Here is a 19388-nt window from a genome sequence, read left to right on the forward strand (position 1 = left end):
AAAGATATAAATACAAACTTTTGCTAATGATTATTTTAATAATAAGTCTAAAATGTTAAGAAGCTAAGGAAGGTGATAGTCTGAATGAATAATAATTGTGATGATCAAGAAATTTTTCATATTTTTAATCTGATTGGTCGCCATACTGAACTTAAGCCTATCCTCGATGTCATTAGCCAGTGGCTTGAATCGCGCATTCCAGATGCGCTTGTCACCATTATGCTCTATCAGGATGACACCCAAACTTTAAATGTTATAAGTGGCAAACAGCACTTTTCAAAAGAGTACTGTAATGCTATTCAAGATTTGAAAATTGGGCCAAATCAAGGATCGTGTGGCGTAGCTGCTTTCTTACGTCAGTTGGTCATTAGTCCGAATTTAATGAAAGACCCAAACTGGCAGTCTTACCGTGCTTTGGTAAATGCAGAAAAATTGTCTAGCTGCTGGTCTATGCCGATTATTAATGCTTCAGATATTTTGTACGGAACGTTTGCCACTTATTATCGAACACCGAAAATACCGACTGAACATCATATTCAGCTTTTACAGCAAGCGGCAAAATTAGTTGCTCTGGCAATTGAGCTTGATCAAGAACGTCAAAAAAGACATGAGCTTAATGAAAAATACAGCTCATTTTATACCTATCATCCAGATATTATTTTTGAACTTGACCTACAGGGACATGTGCTTAATACCAATATTGCTTGCGAAGAAATTACAGGTTTTTCTAAAGCGCAAATCCATGGTCAGCACTATTGTGCCTTCATACCGCCCGAATTCCATGAACTTGCTAACGTTTCATTTTCAGAAGCGGCGCAAGGTAAATCTCAACATTATGAACTTCCAATTTATAATGTTGCAGGCGATATCTTATGGCTGGATCTGACCAATTTACCGATTATTCAAAATCAGAAAGTCACCGGTATTATTGGCATTGCCCGAGATATTACTGTATCGCGTGAAAACAAGGAGTCTCTACGATTATTAAAACGGGGGGTAGAGGCCAGTCCGAATAGTCTTTTTATTACCGATGTCTCTGAAGAAAGGCTAATGGTGTATGTAAATCCGGCTTTTCTAAAGCTCACCGGTTATACAGCAGCAGAAGTATTAGGACAAAGCTGTTTTTTCTTACAGGGTCCAGATACTGATCCGGATCAGATTGCATTACTCAAGCAAGCGGTCAAAGAACAAAAAGAAATTCAGGTGACTATAAAAAGTTACTGTAAAGATGGTAGCTGGTTCTGGAATCGTTTAACTATAGGTCCTATTTTTGACCAGACAGGAACCTGCACCCATTTTTTGGGGATTCAGGAAGATATTACCCAGCAACGTATTCACGAAGAATATATTCAGCATCAGCATACCCATGACCATTTAACCGGTTTACCGAACCAGTATGCATTCAAACAGATTCTGGAAAATATTTTTGAAGCACAGCACGAGAGCTCACAACCTTTAGTCTTGCTGTATATAGATCTGGATGATTTTAAAAATATCAATGACAGCTTAGGTCATCTGGTGGGTGACCAGATTCTCAAAATTGTAGGCGAGCGGCTGCAAAAATTTGTTCAAGGCAATAATGTGCTATGCCGCTTCGCTGAAGATGAATTTATTTTGCTGCTCTCAGGGACAGATGAGCATACTGAAGTCGAGGCGATCGCCGGAGAAATTCTTGATCTTCTTTCCATGCTGTTTATTGTTGATCAGTACAAAATACATTTAAGTGCCAGTATTGGTATTGTGGCAGATGACAGTTCGATCCATCATTCTTCTGAATTGATCTACCAGTCTGTTTTGGCGATGCAGGAAGCCAAAAGACAAGGTCGTAATATGTGGCAGTGGTATGAAAAAACCAGAATGCAGCCTGTCGCAGAAATAGACTATACCAATCTGCGTCTGGAACTCATGGAAGCGATCAATCAAGAAAATTTTGACCTGTTCTATCAGCCGCTGGTTCATCCTGAAACTGGACTGGTAACAGGTGTAGAAGCTTTAATCCGTTGGTGCCATCCACAGCAGGGTTATATTTCCCCAGCGATTTTTATTCCACTTGCAGAAAGAACTGGGCAAATTATTAGTGTAGGTCAATGGGTATTGGAAAAGGCCTGTTTAGATATTGCCGAGTGGAACAAGACACACAATAGCCAGATCACGGTATCGGTGAATATTTCTCCTTTGCAATTCCGTAGAGCAGGCTTTTTGCAGGTGCTTGAACATGCACTTGAACTCAGTCAATTACCGCCGGAATTACTTAAAATTGAAATCACGGAAGGTGTCATCATTAATGGTGCAGATCGAACCATAGAAATTTTGAAAGCAGTGCGTGCTTTAGGTGTACAGGTCGCCATTGATGACTTTGGCACAGGTTATTCGAGTCTCAGTTATCTGCGTCGCTTGCCGATTAATCAAATCAAGTTAGACCGTAGTTTTATTGAAGAGCTGACCCTCGATGGTCAGGATGCTGCAATTGTGCAATCGATTATTCATCTAGCCCATCAGCTGGATCTGGAAGTTGTCGCGGAAGGGGTCGAAACCGTAAGTCAAGCCAGTTTACTCTATCAACAGGGTTGTGATCTGCTACAAGGCTTCTTTTATGCAAAACCTGCACCTTTAACTGAATTGAAGCCTGTTTATCTCGCAATGGAAAATAGTAAATTGAATTAACTCTAAAAGTTAAGATATCAATATTTTCAACCGCTCTTCAGATAGAAAGGAAACGTTAAACAGGCTTAAAGAATTTTTCTATTTTATCAGCGTATCATCTCTATAATTTATGCTCGGTACAGAAAGCGGGATAAAAAAATAAGCTTTTAACCCCAAAGGTTTTTAACAGTATCTAAGGCTCAGGCTGAATATTGGCTAAATTTCTTTCTTGGTTTAAATCATAATAGTTAATCAAAAAGATCAACACGGCAAAAATAAAACCTAAAATGACGCAGGCAGACCAGCCATAGCTTTTCCATAAATGCAGCGATAAAAATGCACCCAGACCGGCACCTGAAAAATAACAGGTCATATAGATGGCATTAATCCGCGAGCGAGCCTGCATTGAAATTCGATAGACCAGATTCTGGTTCAAGACATGCAAACAGGAAATTCCAAAATAAGCCAGAATTAAGCCCAAGATATAAATCCATAAATAATTCTGGGCAAAGAATAAAGGAATCCAGGCCAGAATCAGTCCGCACGTAGCCAGATGCGCAATCCATTTTTCCCGATGCCTGCCAATCATTTTACCGGTCCACTGAGAGGACCAGATGCCGACCACCCCCACAATGCCCATGAGGCCAATCTGGAAATCATTAAAATGATAAGGTGCTTCAGCCAGAATAAAAGTCATGGTAGTAAAGATAATACTCAGCATGCCAAAACCCAAACCTCCGATCATACTACGCCGGATCAGCATGGGTTCTGTGCGTGCAAAGGTAAATAGTGAGCGATAAATTTGCAATATATTCATCTGCAACTGGCTCTTAGCGCTTGGTAACTGGAACCACATGGCCAGACTCAGCAGAAGAATTGCACAACCACTAAACAAGTACACCGCATGCCAGGACCATAAAGTAGAAATCAGTCCGGCCACGGTACGGGCAAACAGAATACCCACCAGAACACCACTCATGAGTAGGCCAACGACTTCGGCACTTTTATCACGCTGCGACAGGCTGGCGGCAAAAGGAATCAGAATCTGGGTGGTGATCGAACAAAAAGAGGCGAGCAGGGTAAAGCCATACAACATATGCAGATTGGTACTGGCTGAAAGCCCAATAAGCGCCAATCCGGTACAGAACATCAAACTGCAGATATACAACCGTTTTTCGAACAAGTCACCCAAAGGGACAAACAAAAATAATCCGGTGGCATAGCCAATCTGGGTCAGTACTACAGTCCAGCCAGACTGAGCCACACTGATCTGCAGATCCTCTGCAATAGAATAAATCAAGGGCTGGTTAAAATAGTTACAACCTGCGCAGAGTGCGCAGGTCATTGCCATCATGAACATGAAACGGCGTGAAATTTGCCCTTGGGCTGACATCCTTGTCTCCTGAGGCTTTAAAAACTATAGTTGGCAGAGAGGTTGATACGCGAAATATCTGCTTCCTTATTGTCAAAGGTTTCACGCTTGCCATGATGATATTCTGCACCCAAATTAATCTTTGGAACAGGAGAATAGATCACGTTAGCCACATAGTCGGTTAAGCGCTTATTGGTTTCCGGATTGGCTTTGGCATAATCGCTAGAATCATCAAAATCAACCACGCTGGCATTAATACTACTACGTAGTTTCGGCGTAAATTTATGCGTGAAGCCAATATTTATACTATTGAACTCATTCAATAAAAGTTCATTATTGATTGGATCGACTGAATAATCGCCACCCCAGGCAGCACCATCGGTTGTTGAACCTTGAGTCAAGAAAGCTGCAATACGCTGATCACCGACCATATGGAAATAGTTCCCCTGAATTGAGTTTTGATCATCTAAACGGTAACGTCCACCAACGCCCACACCCCAGCCAACTTTTTCAATATCACCTGTATCTGTTTGCGCTTGCTTTTGATTGACAAAGCCTTGAGCTAATAAATGAAGAGGGCCTGATTGATGAACATATTTAGTGCTTAAGGCAGGTAAGGCAGAAGAACGATCGCCACCGGCCATGTACTCCAGACCGACATTCCAGGTATTTTCCGGATCAAGTTTGAAAGCATAGCTCACCTGAGGTGTACGTAAGACTGATCCACCCAGGAACAAGCTGTAGTCGACAGCTTCAGTGCTAATCTCTGGTGTTGACATCAATGACCAGGCCTGACCAAACGTCCAGTTATAGTATTTTAAGTGTGCATGACGGATACGTAATCCACCATCGCCTTTACCATTGTTGGTCCAGAAGTCGGCTTCTAAACGAGCAGAAACATTCGGATTGCCTCCTAGATCTTTGGCCAGGAAACCAATCCGGCTGGCAGCCGCAGTAAAATCGGAACGTACAGAATCCGGTTCAGTAAAAGGTACTTTATTAATCTGGTTAATGGTACGGCCACGGGCTTCAGTAGTACTTTTGAAATCGACTGCACCATCAAAGCGGATCAAGCCATAAACATCGACATTATCTACCATTGAACTCAGCGTTTTAGAGTCTTGCGCTTTGGCTTGTTCCTGCTGGTTCTTTAATGCAAGTTGCGCGGCTTTTTGTTGTTCTAGTTCTGCCTGGATTTGCTTTAACTGTGACTCAAGAAATTGCATACGGTCTTCAGAAGCTTCTGCTGAAAATGCCTGTGCTGAAGCAATACCACATAATGTCGCTAAAACTAATTTTTTCATTTCTTAATCCCTAAAGAAATTTTTAATCCTGAATGAAAGGAGACCTTTCTATACTGACGTGTTGTAAATATTTGAAGTGAGGAAGGCAGCGATTTGACCTGCCTTCCGAAGTAGGGTTTATTCTGCTTTTTGCGGATCGTATAAACGGTCTTTAATAAACAGGGCAGGAATCAAACCGCATAGGAAATATGCTGCACCCATTACCAACAGACCTGTACCGATCGAACCATGCATCGCCAGATAACCAATCGTAATTGGCGCAAAGATTGCACCGATACGACCAATATTGAATGCACCGCCCACCGCTGTACCACGAACACCAGTCGGGAAACTTTCGGTTAGATAGGTTGCATTGATGGCATATGGAATACCGTACAGGAAGCCGAAGATTAGCATCAGTACGCCAATGTTATCGGCATTATGCATATACACCACGACAGGGATAAATAGCGCTGTTCCCATGGTGCCGAAAGCAAACACAATACGGCGACCAATTTTATCAGCAACATAACCTGCAATGATTTTGGCAAAAATCATGGTGATGAATGTACCCACCATATACAGTGCCATTTCTTTAAACTTAATGCCTAATTCAGCTTCAAGATAACTTGGCAACCAGTTACTTACACCGAAGTAACCAAATAACAGGAAACCGGAGCTGAAAGACCACAAGATGAACATCTTGCCATGAGTTTTATCTTTAAGAATGGTGATGTATGGATTACCTTTTTTGGTATCGTTATCCACAATCTGACCAGTTCTTTTCATTTCACGGACACGTTTCCATGATTCTGGCTCTGGCACCATAAAGTGCATCAGGATACCCAAAGCTAATGGAGCAATTGTGATCCAGTACAGCATACGCCAGCCGAACTCAGGAATAATCCAGCCTGAAATCATGGTAATCACCAATGAACCTAAAGTGAAACCAGTCATCAATGTTGCCAGTACAGTAGTACGGTATTTGGTCGGTACGTATTCTGACATCAGAGTATTACAGGCAATATATAAACAGCCTAAACCCAAGCAAGAAAGAGTACGTAAAATTGCAAATTCAGTATAAGACTGTGCAAAACCTGAGTAGGCGGATAAGATCGAGAAGGCGATGGTAGCCAGTACAATGACACGGACACGTCCAAATTTGTCGCATGCCCATCCACCAATAAAGCCTCCGATCCCCATACCTAAAAGAGAATAACTTCCCAAGGCACCCGCCTGTACAGAAGTCAGGCCCCATTCAGCTTTCAGACTGGTCAGACTGAAAGCCAGAATCCCGATATCTGCACCGTCACAGAGCAAAATCAGAAAAGCAAAGACAAAAGCCGTCATCCAAAGACGTTTTGGTGCCTGTTTAATGGTATCCGTGGAGGAGACATCGGTTTTATTGTCTCCTGTTACGATGGTATCGCTTGTCATTCTTATATCCTCTATATATTCAAAGTAGCATTTCCTCTGCTACCGCTAAATCCATTTTTCTTCCTCACGGAAACATAGTTTTCCTGATTTAACAGACTCGCTCTGCACACAACAGCCGCTGCATTTTTTATCAGGCTACATTCGATTTTTCACGCTTTACGCTAAATCAAAATCATCTCATTGCTGGAAAATTTGATTTCGTAAATTAATTTTAAGTTCTGCCTTATGGCGATTATTCATTGAAATGAATAATCAGATTGCATTTAAAATACTTAATTCCGTATTGCGAAATCAATTAATCATAAAACAACCAGATGAACAAGAGTTTTTACTCTATTTTTAGTAAAAAATAACTTTTTTGCATTCTGGAGTTAAAAATCCTTGATTTATAGCTTGAGAAACCTTAGTTTTATATAAAATAAAATTTCGCTATACAAAATAAATGGAGATTTTAATGGAACAGGTAGTTCAAGTAGAACAAGTTTCAGCACATGTAGCGATGGTTAAAATTCATCGACCAGAAGCGAAAAATGCCCTGAATACAGAAGTTCGCCAGAAACTTGCGGCGGCTTTTTTGCAACTGAATGACGATGAAAATGTTCGTGCCATTATTCTTACCGGTGGTGAAACAGATTTTGCAGCAGGAGCCGATCTTAAAGAACTGGCCAATGCAGAAACCATTCAAATGATGCAGCGTCGGACTGAACGTTACTGGCAGGCGATTGCACAGTGTTCAAAACCGGTGATTGCAGCAGTCAATGGTTATGCACTTGGCGGTGGCTGTGAACTGGCCATGCATGCGGACATTATTATTGCCGGGAAAAGTGCCCAGTTTGGTCAGCCTGAAGTAAAAGTGGGTGTTATGCCGGGTGCCGGTGGTACCCAGCGTTTATTCCGTGCAGTGGGCAAATTTCATGCCATGCGCATGATCATGACCGGTTGTCTGGTGCCTGCACCGGAAGCCTATCAAATTGGTCTGGTGTCCCAGGTGACTGAAGACAGTGAAACCCTTGCTACAGCTATCAAGATGGCGGAAGGCCTAGCGAAAATGCCGCCAATTGCTCTAGAGCAAATCAAGGAAGTGGCTTTATTGGCTGAAGATGTGCCGCTTAATGCCGGACTTACCCTGGAACGTAAGTCTTTCCAGATGCTGTTCTCATCCGAAGATCAAAAAGAAGGCATGCAGGCCTTTATTGAAAAACGTAAACCGAATTATCAGGGACGATAAGCATGAGTATTCAGATTCAGAAAATCGGCATTATTGGCGTGGGTACGATGGGTGCAGGTATTGCCCAGATCGCGATTCAGTCTGGTCATGATGTGGTACTGTTTGATGCCAAAGAAGGGGCAGCCGAACAGGCACAGGATAAACTGGCCAAAACATTAAATACCTTGGCAGATAAAGGTAAATTCAGCCATGAAAAAGCCGCTGAAGATATTGCTCATCTGTCGACTGCCCAGCAGCTAGAAGACCTGAAAGATTGTGACTTGATTGTTGAAGCGATTATTGAAAATCTGGAAATCAAGCAAAAACTGATGCAGCAACTGGAAGGAATGATAAAACCAGAGGCGATTCTGGCATCTAATACCTCTTCATTGTCGATCAGTGCAATCGCTGCCAACTGTGAGCAGCCAGAACGTGTTGCCGGTTATCACTTCTTTAATCCGGTCCCACTCATGAAAGTGGTCGAAGTGATTGAAGGCTTTAATACCCGTGCTGACATTATTGAAGCATTAACCCAGCTTTCTACAAAAATGGGTCATCGTCCGGTCAAAGCTAAAGATACTCCAGGGTTTATCATTAACCATGCCGGCCGTGCCTTTGGTAGCGAAGCCTATGCAATTCTGAATGAAAATGTCACACCATTTTATGATATTGACAGGATCTACCGTGACGGAATCGGTTTCAAGATGGGGCCGTTTGAATTAGGTGATCTGACCGGTATGGATGTCTCGCATCCGGTGAGTGAATCGATTTATCATCAGTATTATGAAGAAGCACGTTACCGTCCAAGCGTGATTACCCGTCAGCGTTTTATTGCCAAGCAGTTAGGTCGTAAAACCGGTAAAGGTTTCTATGATTACACTTCGGGTAGCAAAGAAGGTGATGTTGCTCCAGCATTGGTTGAAAAGTTAAGTCAATATCCATCAGTCTGGCTAGGCACCGAATATGATGAAGACCGTCAGGCACTTGAGCAATATCTGCAACAGTTCAATATCCAGATTGAGCAAACTGAGACACCTTCAGCAGAGGCTTTAATCCTGATTGCCACCTATGGTGAAGATGCAACATCAGCCGCTGTCCGTTATCAGGTGGCACCTCAGCAAGTGGTGTGCATCGATCTGCTATATGGTCTGCATAAACACCGTACCTTGATGCCAACTTTTGTGACCCAACCTGAGCTGGTAAAAGCAGCCCAATCAATTTTCAATCTGGATGGTGTGACCGCCAGCGTAATTCAGGAAAGCGTCGGCTTTGTGGCTCAACGTGCTTTGGCGATGATTGTGAATCTCGGCTGTGATATTGCCCAGCAAGGCGTTGCAACGGTGGAAGATATCAATATCGCGGTGAAATTAGGCCTTGGTTATCCATATGGCCCAATTGAATGGGGGGATGTGCTGGGTGCTGAAAAAATCCTGAAAATTCTGGATAGCATGACTGCGATTACCCGTGACCAGCGTTACCGTCCAAGTCCTTGGTTGCGTCGCCGTGTTCAGCTTGGTCTGCCTCTTGTTCATACAACACATTAATTAAAAAGTTAAAGGAATAACACTCATGTTAAATGCATATATTTATGATGGTTTACGTTCACCAATCGGTCGCCATGCCGGAAGTCTGGCAAGTGTACGTCCAGATGATCTAGCAGCTACAGTCATTAAAAACCTGCTGGAAAAAACCGGTATCCCGGCAGAAGACGTAGAAGATGTAATCTTTGGTAGTACCAACCAGGCCGGTGAAGACAGCCGTAATGTGGCACGTTTTGCAGCATTGTTAGCGGGTATGCCGGTAACAGTTCCGGGGCAGACGGTAAACCGCTTATGTGCATCAGGTCTCGGTGCTGTGATTGATTCGGCACGTGCCATCACTGCAGGCGAAGGCGAGTTGTACATTGCTGGTGGCGTAGAAAGTATGACCCGCGCGCCTTTTGTGATGGGCAAAGCAGAAAGTGCTTATTCACGTGATGCCAAAATTTATGACACCACGATTGGTACCCGTTTCCCGAACCGTAAATTTACGGATCAGTTTGGCGCGCACAGCATGCCTGAAACAGGTGATAACGTGGCTGAAGAATTCGGTATTAGCCGTGAACAGGCTGATACCTTTGCTGCTGCATCACAGGCAAAATATCAGGCAGCGAAAGAAGCAGGTTTCTTTGAAGGTGAAATTACCCCGATTGAAGTTTCTCAAGGACGCAAATTGCCGCCTAAACAAATTACTGAGGATGAGCATCCACGTGCTTCTTCAACATTTGAAGCTTTATCCAAGTTAAAACCGCTTTTCGAAGGTGGTGTAGTAACAGCGGGTAATGCATCAGGTATCAATGACGGCGCTGCAGCACTGATTATCGGCAGTGAAAAAGTGCAGGAACTGTATGGCTTAAAACCTCTCGCTCGTATCCTGTCTTCTGCAGCCGCTGGCATTGAGCCACGCATCATGGGAGCAGGCCCAATTGAAGCGATTAAAAAGGCAGTACAGCGTGCGGGTTTGACGCTAGACGATATGGATATCATCGAGATTAATGAAGCCTTTGCCAGTCAGGTATTATCTTGCCTGAAAGGTCTGGATGTCGCTTTGGATGATCCGCGTGTCAATCCAAATGGTGGTGCGATTGCCATTGGTCATCCACTGGGCTGTTCGGGTGCGCGTTTAGCTTTAACCGTTGCACGTCAGTTACAGCGTACCGGTAAAAAATATGCCGTGATCAGTCTGTGTATTGGTCTGGGTCAAGGCCTGGCGATGGTGATTGAAAACCCTGAAGCTGCAACATCTTAAGTCATCACCTAAATGCCATGTATATGTGATATGCATGGCATTTTTTTATTGGGATTTTTCTTTCAAAATAAAAATCCCTGCACATGCAGGGATTGATTACATCAGTGTAATGATTTACTTACGGGCAGTGACTAATAAAGTCGCTGAACCAAATGCATAAACTTTACCTTCTTTATCGATAATTCGGCCTTCTGAGGTCAGTACATTACGCCCGATCCGGATGACTTCACCAATAGCTGTATAAGTTTCGCCGCTTTTCATCGCTTTCAGCATTTTGACATTCAGGTCAATGGTCGAGAAACTGACACCTGCATCTACTGTCGTATGCACGGCAGCGCCAGTGGCACTATCTAGAACCGTTGCACAAAAGCCGCCATGAATTCCACCCTGTAAATTGTAATGGCGCTGATCAGGACGCACCTCATATTCCACATAGTTTTCGCGCACCAAGGTCAGACGCATGGGAATAATTTCACTCATGGCTGAGCTGGGAATTTCCCCATTCTTAATTGCGCTGAGATATTCAAGTCCGTTTAATTGTGATGTGGGCATATCCACTCCTTGTAACGATTTATTTCGCTTTATGAAATAATATTCTGTTTTTCTAGAATTATGATATAACAGATGATGATCGAAATGCTATATTTTTCCAGGATGGAACGATGACAATAAAAAATCTCGTCACAGATGCTGAATGGCAGGCACGTTGTGAACTCGCAGCGCTTTATCGCATTATTGCGCATTACCGAATGACGGATCTGATTGATACTCACATCAGTTTAAGAGTTCCCGATCAGCCTGACTGTTTTCTGATTAATCAGTATGGTGTCGCTTTTGAAAAAATGTGTGCCTCAACGCTGGTGAAGATTAATCATGAAGGGCAGGTCATAGAAAGCTACGAACAGGACAAGCCGGTGAATATGGCGGGCTTTGTCATCCATGCCGCGATTCATGAAGCACATGCTCATCTGAACTGTGTCATTCATACGCATACCGCAGATGGCATAGCAGTTTCTGCACAGAAACACGGACTTCTTCCCATTTCCCAGCATGCGCTGAAATTTTATCAGCAGGTGGCCTATCACGAATATGAAGGCGTGGCACTGTCAACAGATGAACAGGAACGCCTGATTCAGGACCTAGGCGGCCATCGCGCCATGATTTTACGCAATCACGGACTTTTAACGGCTGGCGAAACGATTGCACGGGCTTTTCATGAAATCTATTTTCTGGAGCGTGCCTGTCAGGCGCAGGTGAAGGCCTTAAGTGGCGGTGCCGAACTGCATTATCCAAGTGAAGATGTACGAATTAAAACTGCCAAGCAGTTCGCCAGTCCTTTAGTTGAACCGATTTTACAGCGTGCCTGGCAGGCTGCGTTATCCCTGATTGAGCATCAATATACGGAGTATGCATCATGATTGTGATATCCAGTACTATGCCGAATATTGAAGCCATTCTGGTGAAGTCTTTTCAGAAATATGCGCCTGAGGGCAGTTTTTGTACGCTGGACAGCCCGGAAGCTGAACAGGCGACCACAGCAGCTTCGTGGTTTCCAGATCTGGAAAAACTCCGGCAACTTCCAGAACTTGGTCTGATTCATTCGATTGCTGCAGGAGTCGAACATTTAAATTTAAACGAGATTAGAGCTGACCAGTCAGTCTGCCGGGTACTGGATCCACATCATCAAAAGGGCATGTTTGATTATCTGCTTTGGGGTGTGCTGTATTTTCAGCGTTATTTTGACCGCATGATCCAGCAGCAAAAGCAGCAGCTATGGAAACAGTATCGTCAAAGTTATAGTCATCATATCCAGATCGGGATTATGGGCCTTGGCCATATGGGCGGTTATGTGGCAAAACGTTTTGCCGACATGGACTATCAGGTGTCTGGATGGTCCAATTCCCCAAAAGAGATTGCTCAGGTCAAAAGCTATGTAGGCCAAGAACAGCTTTCCGAGTTCCTGGCCCACAGCCAGATTTTGATTAATTTAATGCCTTTAACTGCAGACAATACTGGCATCTTATCTGAACAGATATTTAAAAAATTACCCGACCAAGCTGCTCTTATTCAGGTAGGTCGTGGGCAGCATTTAATCGAGCAGGACCTACTCAATGCACTGGATTCCGGCCACTTACGTGGTGCAATTATCGACGTATTTGAACAGGAGCCATTAGCTGCTGAACATCCATTCTGGCAGCATGAAAAGATCGTAGTTACACCACATGTCGCCTCACATGCGCCCATGTCTGTGGTGGTGGAACAGATTCTGGAAAATGACCGACGCTTAAATCTCGGGCTGGATTTATGTCATCAGGTAGATGTCAATAAGGGCTATTAATTGTAGGGATACAGGCAAAAAAATAAGGAAATTGATGATGTGGGAAACGATTCAAATTCAGGTTCAGCAAGGCGTCGCAACCTTAAGCTTTAACCGTCCGGATTCACTCAACAGTTTTAACCGGCAAATGCATGAGGAAGTGCAGCAGGTGCTGAAAAACTGGAATACAGATCCGGATATTCGGGTGATTGTGATTCGCGGTAATGGCCGGGCGTTTTCAGCGGGACAGGATTTAAAAGAACGTGCTGGACAGCTCGGCAATGTGCCTTTGCCACCGCAAGGCTCGCTGGCCAAATACTATAATCCCTTGATTAACCTGATTCGCCAGAGTCCCAAACCGGTGATTGCGGCAGTGAATGGTGTGGCTGCCGGTGCAGGTGCCAATATCGCACTGGCCTGTGATCTGGTCATTGCCAAGGAAAGTGCCCGATTTATTCAGGCTTTTTCTAAAATTGGCTTGATTCCTGATGCAGGTGGCACCTGGATGTTGCCACGTTTAATCGGTTATGCACGTGCCACGGCACTCACTTTTCTGGGCGAACCGGTGCATGCCAAAGAGGCCGCTGAAATGGGCATGATCTGGAAAATGCTTCCAGATACAGAATTTGATGCTTATATCGACGACATTGCACAGCGATTAGCTCAACAGCCGACTTATGCGCTGGCTTTAACCAAACAGGCCTTGCAACGCAGTGCTGAAAATAACATGGACCAGCAACTGGAGCTGGAGCAAAACCTGCAATATCTGGCTCTGAGCAGTCAGGACTATAAAGAAGGTGTCCAGGCTTTTGTCGAAAAACGCCCTGCACAATTTACCGGATGCTAAGGAGAGCATTTATGAAAATTCAGACCCGTATTACCGAGCTTTTAGGCATTCGTTATCCAATTATCCAGGGCGGCATGATGTGGGTCGGTACCGCAGAAATGGCCAGTGCTGTTTCTAATGCTGGTGGCTTGGGAACATTAACGGCATTGACTCAACCGACGCCTGAAGCCTTGGTCAAGGAAATTGCACGCTGCCGAGAAATGACCGATCAGCCTTTTGCGGTCAATCTGACTTTATTGCCCGCTGTAAATCCACCGCCATATGCAGAATACCGACAGGCGATCATTGAAAGCGGTATCAAGATCGTAGAAACAGCAGGTAACAAGCCTCATGAACATATTGAGGCGTTTAAGCAGCATGGCATTATTGTCATTCATAAATGTACTTCCGTTCGTCATGCGCTTTCAGCACAAAGAATCGGTGCGAATGTTATTTCGATTGATGGTTTTGAATGTGCGGGCCATCCGGGTGAAGACGATATTCCTGGCCTGATTTTAATTCCTGCCGCGGCTGATCAGCTTACTGTGCCGATTGTGGCCAGTGGCGGTTTTGCTGATGGCCGTGGTCTGGTCGCAGCTTTGGCTTTAGGTGCTGAAGGCATCAATATGGGTACACGCTTTTGTGCCACTCAGGAAGCGCCGATCCATCCAAACATCAAGCAGTTCTATGTCGATAATGATGAAAGGGCGACACATCTGCTATATCGACAGTTCAGGAATACTGCCCGTGTTGCCAAAAATGCAGTATCTGATCTTGTGGTGAAAATGAGTGAAGATCCAGATATGGAATTTGAACAGATTCGCCCCTATGTCAGCGGTTTAAAAGGCAAGCTCGCTTTAGAAAATGGCGATATTGATGCTGGTGTACTGACTGCAGGTCAAGTGATGGGATTGATTCATGACATTCCGACTTGTCAGGCGCTGATCGAAAATATCATGCAGGAGGCAGAGCAGATCATTCATCAGCGTTTAGCTCAATTTTTTCCACGTTAATTAGCCTTAGTGCAGTCGCTGTATAGAAAAGCCATTCCACCATGAATGGCTTTTTTCATCCTGTATATTTTTTATTTTTAAATGGGAAATTTCATCGAATGACTAGATTTTATTCTTTAAATTATATTATAGTGGATTTAAAACATAATTTCGTATTATGAAATTAATTGTCATAAATATACAAATTAGAACTCATACAAGGGAATTACGATGAGAAATTATATTGCGCCATTAAAAGACATGAAGTTTGTCCTGAAAGACCTGTTAAACGTTGAACAGAAATATCAGGGCTATGCAAAATTCGCTGACAAGGTTTCTATGGATATTATGGAGCAATATCTGGAAGTCGCTGCGGACTTTTGCCAAAATGAACTTCTACCGATTAATGCGACAGGCGACCAGCAGGGCTGCCGTTTGCAGGATGGCATCGTAACCACTCCAGATGGGTTTAAAGCAGCTTATGACAAATATGTAGAACTCGGCTTTACTTCTTTAACTGGTGATGAACAATATGGCGGTCAGGGCTTCCCAACCTTATACCGTATTGCCATTTCTGAAATTATCACTGCAACTAACTGGTCGTGGGGGATGTACCCAGGCCTGTCCCATGGTGCCATGCGTACTTTAGAGCACCACGGTAGTGATGAACAGAAACAGAAGTTTCTGGTACCTTTAATTGTAGGTCGCTGGACTGGAACCATGTGCTTGACTGAATCTCATGCCGGTTCTGACCTAGGTTTAATCCGTACCAAAGCAGTGCCAAATGAAGACGGCAGTTACAGCCTCAGTGGTGAGAAAATCTTTATCTCAGCCGGTGAACATGATCTGGCTGAAAATATCGTGCATATCGTACTGGCACGTTTGCCAGATGCACCTGCGGGAACCAAGGGTATTTCGCTGTTTATTGTGCCGAAATACAATCTGGATGAAGCTGGCAATGTAGCTTCCCGTAATGGTGTGGTGTGTAGCGCCATTGAACACAAGATGGGCATTCACGGCAATGCGACCTGTGTGCTGAATTTTGATAATGCCAAAGGTTTCCTGATTGGGCCTGAAAATCGCGGCCTGAACTGCATGTTTACCTTTATGAACTCGGCACGTATCGGTACAGCCATTCAAGGCTTGGCAGCAGCAGAATCTTCTTATCAGGGGGCATTGGCTTATGCCAAAGACCGTCTGGCGATGCGTTCACTTGAAGGTGCAAAAGCGCCAGGCCAGCCTGCAGATCCGATTATCGTACATCCGGCAGTACGTAACATGCTTCTGACTCAAAAGGTGTTTGCAGAAGGTTCACGTGCACTTGCATATTATCTGGCGACCTATGCCGATATTGCTGAAGCCACTGACAGCCCGGAAGAAAAGAAAGCAGCTGAAGACCGTCTGGCATTATTAACCCCAATTGCCAAAGCATTAATGACTGAAACTGGCATAGAAGCGGCTAAACATGGTATGCAGATTTTCGGTGGTCACGGTTATATAGCTGAACATGGCATGGAACAGATTGCCCGTGATGCACGTATTGCCAGCCTCTATGAAGGAACCACTGAAATTCAGTCTATCGATTTACTGGCGCGTAAAGTTCTAGGTTCAAAACTGGGTCTGCTGACCGCATTAACCGATGAAATCCAAGCTTATGTGAAAGAGCACCAACAACATGTCCAGTTCAGCCAGCAAGTTGCACAAGTCAGCCAGTTGACTGAACAATGGCTGGAATTAACCAGAACCATTCAGGAGCAAGCTCAACAGTCTGCCAATGAAATTGGGGCAGCATCAGTTGACTACCTATATTTCTCTGGTTATGTCGTGTCCGCTTATCTGTGGCTGAAAATGGCAATTACTGCGCAGCAGAAAATTGAAGAAGGCAATACTGATCCGTTCTATGCAGCCAAGATCAAAACGGCACAATTCTTCTTTGCACGTATTTTGCCAAGAACTTCAACCCACTTTGCCAATATTCAGGCGGGTGGTGAAAGCCTGTTTTTACTTGAACCTGAAGAGTTCAAATTTGATTAAACCTTTTGACCCACGATACTCGTGTCGTGGGTCTTTTTTTAATAATTTTTGCATCTTCACTCCATTCAAATATTGAGATTTATTTTCGGGTGTTGAATAAACCATAAAACAACAAGATCAGGAGTCTATATGGATTTAGACATGATTACTCGACAGTTTCCTTATGCTGACCTGCAGCTTACTTTTCATGAAGTCGGACAGCGTTCTGCATTTCCCACCATTATTCTGATTCATGGCACCGGTGGAAATACCGACAAGCATTTCAGCTATATTTTTCCTATGCTGGGTATTCATCAGCGGGTTTTATCCATTGATTTGCATACCCCCGATAAAGCTGATCTAAAGGTGACTGATTTTAGCCAGCAGGTTGAAGCGCTGATTCAACATGTAGTTGCAGAAGATGAAACCATTACAGTGGTAGGCTATTCACTCGGTGCCGTGATTGCTGCACAAGTGGCAGCCAGTTTAAAACAGCGCATAGCGCGTTTGATCCTGTTAGCCGGTTGGGCCAAGACCAGCTCGGTGCAACAACTGCGTACGGTTATCTGGCAGCAATTATTTACTGAACAATCTGCGGCCTTGCCTCATTTTGTCAATTATTGCCTGTATAGCGATGATTATCTGTCTGCACGAAGCGAACAGCAGGTGTTGGATCTGGCACGTTTTGTTAAACCATCCCAGGATGCAGCCAAACAGCGTGAACTGAATTATCGCATTGATATTACATCGATCTTGCCTGAGATTCGTGCAGAGACGTTGATTGTGGCTTGCCGTGAAGACCGCATGGTGCCTGTAGCGCAAGCAAAACTGCTGTTTGCTTCAATTTTGAACAGTCGCTATATCGAAATTTCTTCAGGACATGCACTCAATATCGAAGCGCCAGCCGAAGTGGTGCAACTGGTAAACCAGTTTAGCCAGCATCCAGAACAGTATACTGCGAACCAAAAAATCCAGCCTTATATGCCTTAAAGGAGATAAATAATGCAAGCTCAAGGACAGCGCAGCAAGATTCTAATTGTAGGCAGTGGTTTTGGTGGATTAGGCATGGCAATCCGCCTTAAGCAGCAGGGCATCCACGATTTCAAAATCATTGAACGTGCAGCAGAAGTGGGCGGCACCTGGCGTGACAATACCTATCCCGGGGTCGCCTGTGATGTACCTTCCCATTTATATTCTTTCTCTTTTATTAAAAATCCGGACTGGTCTCGGGTCTTTCCGCAAGGAGCAGAAATCCAGCGTTATTTAATTCAATGCTGTGATCAGGAAAAGATCCGGCCACATATCGATTTTCATACCCAACTGGAAAAGGCCAGCTGGAATGCACGAGAGCGCATCTGGGAAATTCAAACCGCTACAGGTTTGTATCAGGCTGAGATCTTAATTACCGCAACCGGGCATCTGGCAGATGAGCATCTCCCACAAATTCCTGGGCTGGAAGAATTTGAAGGCCAGGTGATGCATTCTGCGCGCTGGAATCACGAAGTGAATCTGGAAAATCAGCGTGTCGTTGTGGTGGGTTCAGGGGCTTCGGCCATCCAGCTTGTACCGGAAATTGCCAAAACAGCAAAAAGTCTGACAGTATTGCAACGCAGTGCACCGTATATCTTGCCGCGACCAGACCGACCTTATTCTGAGTCAGAAAAACAGCTTTTCCGCAAAGATCCGGACAGTATGTCAGCACTCAGACACTCGTTGTTCTGGGGCAATGAATACAATTTTTCCCAGCGTCGTAATCTGAAAAGCCAGATCGAGCGGGTCAAGAAAAATTGTCTGCAATTTTTAAAACATCAGATTTCAGACCCTGAGTTACAGCATAAACTCACTCCGCATTATGAGCCGGGTTGCAAGCGCTTATTGCTCTCTAATGATTATTATCCAACCTTTTTAAAAGCGCATGTCACGCTTGAAGACTCGGCCTTGGCAGAAGTAAGCCAAGATGGCGTAATAAGCAAATCCGGCCATGAATTTCCTGCAGATATCATTGTATTTGCCACTGGGTTTGAAGCAGCACGTCCACCTTATGCGGCAAAGGTCGTCGGTAAACATGGCCTAAGTCTGGAACAACAATGGTCTAGCGGCATGCAGGGCTATCAGTCAATGACCGTACATAATTTTCCAAACCTGTTCATCCTGAATGGACCCAATACCGGCAGTGGTCATAATTCAGCGCTTTATTTTCTGGAAACCCAATTTGATCTGGTGCTGGATGCCTTGCAATTTTTTGAGCTGAATCAGATTCAGGTTTTCGAGGCTGATCAGCATGCTGAAAATAGTTATATGCAGGAGCTGCAGCAACTGTCTCAAGGCAGTGTCTGGCTATCGGAAAGCTGTAAAAGCTGGTATCTGGATCCGGTCAGCCGCAAGTTGACTCTGGTCTGGCCAGATTATGCGCATTCATTCAGAAATAAAAATCAGCATTTTATTCGTAGCGGTTATCACTACCAGTATCTGGAGCAAATGCAGCAAAAACTGGTGTAAAAGCCTGCTAGG

15 protein-coding genes are annotated in these 19388 nt (G+C 44.2%); 11 read left to right on the plus strand and 4 right to left on the minus strand.

Annotated features, from left to right (window positions below; translation table 11 throughout):
• Positions 1-84 precede the first annotated feature (84 nt).
• Positions 85-2664 carry an EAL domain-containing protein gene (locus FTU44_RS02700; protein WP_180049420.1) on the plus strand — a complete coding sequence of 860 codons (2580 nt, stop codon included), beginning with the start codon at positions 85-87 and terminating at the stop codon, positions 2662-2664.
• A gap of 172 nt (positions 2665-2836) precedes the next feature.
• On the opposite strand, the gene FTU44_RS02705 is transcribed toward FTU44_RS02700, so the two are convergent.
• From FTU44_RS02705 to FTU44_RS02715, 3 genes are all read right to left on the minus strand, one after another.
• A complete protein-coding gene (locus FTU44_RS02705) occupies positions 2837-4036 on the minus strand; it encodes an MFS transporter (protein ID WP_004646967.1) in 1200 nt (399 codons plus the stop codon).
• 17 nt (positions 4037-4053) lie between these two features.
• Positions 4054-5319, minus strand: a complete 1266-nt coding sequence (locus tag FTU44_RS02710) for a DcaP family trimeric outer membrane transporter (RefSeq protein WP_004646966.1) — start codon at positions 5317-5319, stop codon at positions 4054-4056.
• 117 nt (positions 5320-5436) lie between these two features.
• Positions 5437-6735 (minus strand): MFS transporter, encoded by a 1299-nt coding sequence (locus tag FTU44_RS02715; protein WP_005096906.1) that lies wholly within the window; start codon positions 6733-6735, stop codon positions 5437-5439.
• 454 nt (positions 6736-7189) lie between these two features.
• Between FTU44_RS02715 and FTU44_RS02720 the strand changes: the two genes are divergently transcribed.
• Genes FTU44_RS02720 through FTU44_RS02730 form a run of 3 tightly spaced genes read left to right on the plus strand, consistent with a single transcriptional unit; the run spans position 7190 to position 10729 of the window.
• Positions 7190-7963 (plus strand): enoyl-CoA hydratase, encoded by a 774-nt coding sequence (locus FTU44_RS02720; RefSeq protein ID WP_005096905.1) that lies wholly within the window; start codon positions 7190-7192, stop codon positions 7961-7963.
• A gap of 2 nt (positions 7964-7965) precedes the next feature.
• Complete coding sequence (locus FTU44_RS02725; protein ID WP_100357185.1) at positions 7966-9486, plus strand: 3-hydroxyacyl-CoA dehydrogenase; 1521 nt, start codon at positions 7966-7968, stop codon at positions 9484-9486.
• A gap of 25 nt (positions 9487-9511) precedes the next feature.
• Positions 9512-10729: a 3-oxoadipyl-CoA thiolase gene (locus FTU44_RS02730; protein WP_180049422.1), complete on the plus strand. Its 1218-nt coding sequence runs from the start codon at positions 9512-9514 to the stop codon at positions 10727-10729.
• A gap of 114 nt (positions 10730-10843) precedes the next feature.
• On the opposite strand, the gene FTU44_RS02735 is transcribed toward FTU44_RS02730, so the two are convergent.
• A complete protein-coding gene (locus tag FTU44_RS02735) occupies positions 10844-11281 on the minus strand; it encodes a PaaI family thioesterase (RefSeq protein ID WP_180049424.1) in 438 nt (145 codons plus the stop codon).
• A gap of 110 nt (positions 11282-11391) precedes the next feature.
• Here FTU44_RS02735 and FTU44_RS02740 point away from each other — a divergent pair, with 110 nt between their 5' ends.
• The 7 genes from FTU44_RS02740 (at position 11392) to FTU44_RS02770 (ending at position 19376) form a co-directional block, all read left to right on the plus strand.
• Positions 11392-12147 carry a class II aldolase/adducin family protein gene (locus tag FTU44_RS02740; protein WP_180049425.1) on the plus strand — a complete coding sequence of 252 codons (756 nt, stop codon included), beginning with the start codon at positions 11392-11394 and terminating at the stop codon, positions 12145-12147.
• On the plus strand, positions 12144-13067 hold the full coding sequence (locus tag FTU44_RS02745) for a glyoxylate/hydroxypyruvate reductase A (protein WP_180049427.1): 924 nt from the start codon (positions 12144-12146) through the stop codon (positions 13065-13067). Before FTU44_RS02740 ends, FTU44_RS02745 begins: the two co-directional genes overlap by 4 nt.
• A 37-nt stretch (positions 13068-13104) precedes the next feature.
• Entirely contained in the window at positions 13105-13893 is a 789-nt protein-coding gene (locus tag FTU44_RS02750) for an enoyl-CoA hydratase-related protein (protein ID WP_180049429.1), read from the plus strand.
• An 11-nt stretch (positions 13894-13904) separates the two neighbouring features.
• On the plus strand, positions 13905-14885 hold the full coding sequence (locus tag FTU44_RS02755) for a nitronate monooxygenase family protein (protein ID WP_180049431.1): 981 nt from the start codon (positions 13905-13907) through the stop codon (positions 14883-14885).
• 210 nt (positions 14886-15095) lie between these two features.
• Positions 15096-16898: an acyl-CoA dehydrogenase C-terminal domain-containing protein gene (locus FTU44_RS02760; RefSeq protein WP_180049432.1), complete on the plus strand. Its 1803-nt coding sequence runs from the start codon at positions 15096-15098 to the stop codon at positions 16896-16898.
• Positions 16899-17027: 129 nt separating this feature from the next.
• Positions 17028-17867 (plus strand): alpha/beta fold hydrolase, encoded by an 840-nt coding sequence (locus FTU44_RS02765; RefSeq protein WP_064096781.1) that lies wholly within the window; start codon positions 17028-17030, stop codon positions 17865-17867.
• 12 nt (positions 17868-17879) lie between these two features.
• Positions 17880-19376 carry an NAD(P)/FAD-dependent oxidoreductase gene (locus FTU44_RS02770; RefSeq protein WP_180049434.1) on the plus strand — a complete coding sequence of 499 codons (1497 nt, stop codon included), beginning with the start codon at positions 17880-17882 and terminating at the stop codon, positions 19374-19376.
• Positions 19377-19388 lie beyond the last annotated feature (12 nt).

It is taken from the genome of Acinetobacter sp. YH12105 (genome assembly GCF_013419095.1).
In the GTDB taxonomy this organism is placed as follows: Bacteria; Pseudomonadota; Gammaproteobacteria; order Pseudomonadales; family Moraxellaceae; genus Acinetobacter; species Acinetobacter pseudolwoffii.

Bases quoted from the DNA above. Each gene is read 5' to 3' on its own strand.
- FTU44_RS02700 (WP_180049420.1), top strand. From the start codon at position 85: ATGAATAATAATTGTGATGATCAAGAAATTTTTCATATTTTTAATCTG.
- FTU44_RS02705 (WP_004646967.1), bottom strand. From the start codon at position 4,036: ATGTCAGCCCAAGGGCAAATTTCACGCCGTTTCATGTTCATGATGGCA.
- FTU44_RS02710 (WP_004646966.1), bottom strand. From the start codon at position 5,319: ATGAAAAAATTAGTTTTAGCGACATTATGTGGTATTGCTTCAGCACAG.
- FTU44_RS02715 (WP_005096906.1), bottom strand. From the start codon at position 6,735: ATGACAAGCGATACCATCGTAACAGGAGACAATAAAACCGATGTCTCC.
- FTU44_RS02720 (WP_005096905.1), top strand. From the start codon at position 7,190: ATGGAACAGGTAGTTCAAGTAGAACAAGTTTCAGCACATGTAGCGATG.
- FTU44_RS02725 (WP_100357185.1), top strand. From the start codon at position 7,966: ATGAGTATTCAGATTCAGAAAATCGGCATTATTGGCGTGGGTACGATG.
- FTU44_RS02730 (WP_180049422.1), top strand. From the start codon at position 9,512: ATGTTAAATGCATATATTTATGATGGTTTACGTTCACCAATCGGTCGC.
- FTU44_RS02735 (WP_180049424.1), bottom strand. From the start codon at position 11,281: ATGCCCACATCACAATTAAACGGACTTGAATATCTCAGCGCAATTAAG.
- FTU44_RS02740 (WP_180049425.1), top strand. From the start codon at position 11,392: ATGACAATAAAAAATCTCGTCACAGATGCTGAATGGCAGGCACGTTGT.
- FTU44_RS02745 (WP_180049427.1), top strand. From the start codon at position 12,144: ATGATTGTGATATCCAGTACTATGCCGAATATTGAAGCCATTCTGGTG.
- FTU44_RS02750 (WP_180049429.1), top strand. From the start codon at position 13,105: ATGTGGGAAACGATTCAAATTCAGGTTCAGCAAGGCGTCGCAACCTTA.
- FTU44_RS02755 (WP_180049431.1), top strand. From the start codon at position 13,905: ATGAAAATTCAGACCCGTATTACCGAGCTTTTAGGCATTCGTTATCCA.
- FTU44_RS02760 (WP_180049432.1), top strand. From the start codon at position 15,096: ATGAGAAATTATATTGCGCCATTAAAAGACATGAAGTTTGTCCTGAAA.
- FTU44_RS02765 (WP_064096781.1), top strand. From the start codon at position 17,028: ATGGATTTAGACATGATTACTCGACAGTTTCCTTATGCTGACCTGCAG.
- FTU44_RS02770 (WP_180049434.1), top strand. From the start codon at position 17,880: ATGCAAGCTCAAGGACAGCGCAGCAAGATTCTAATTGTAGGCAGTGGT.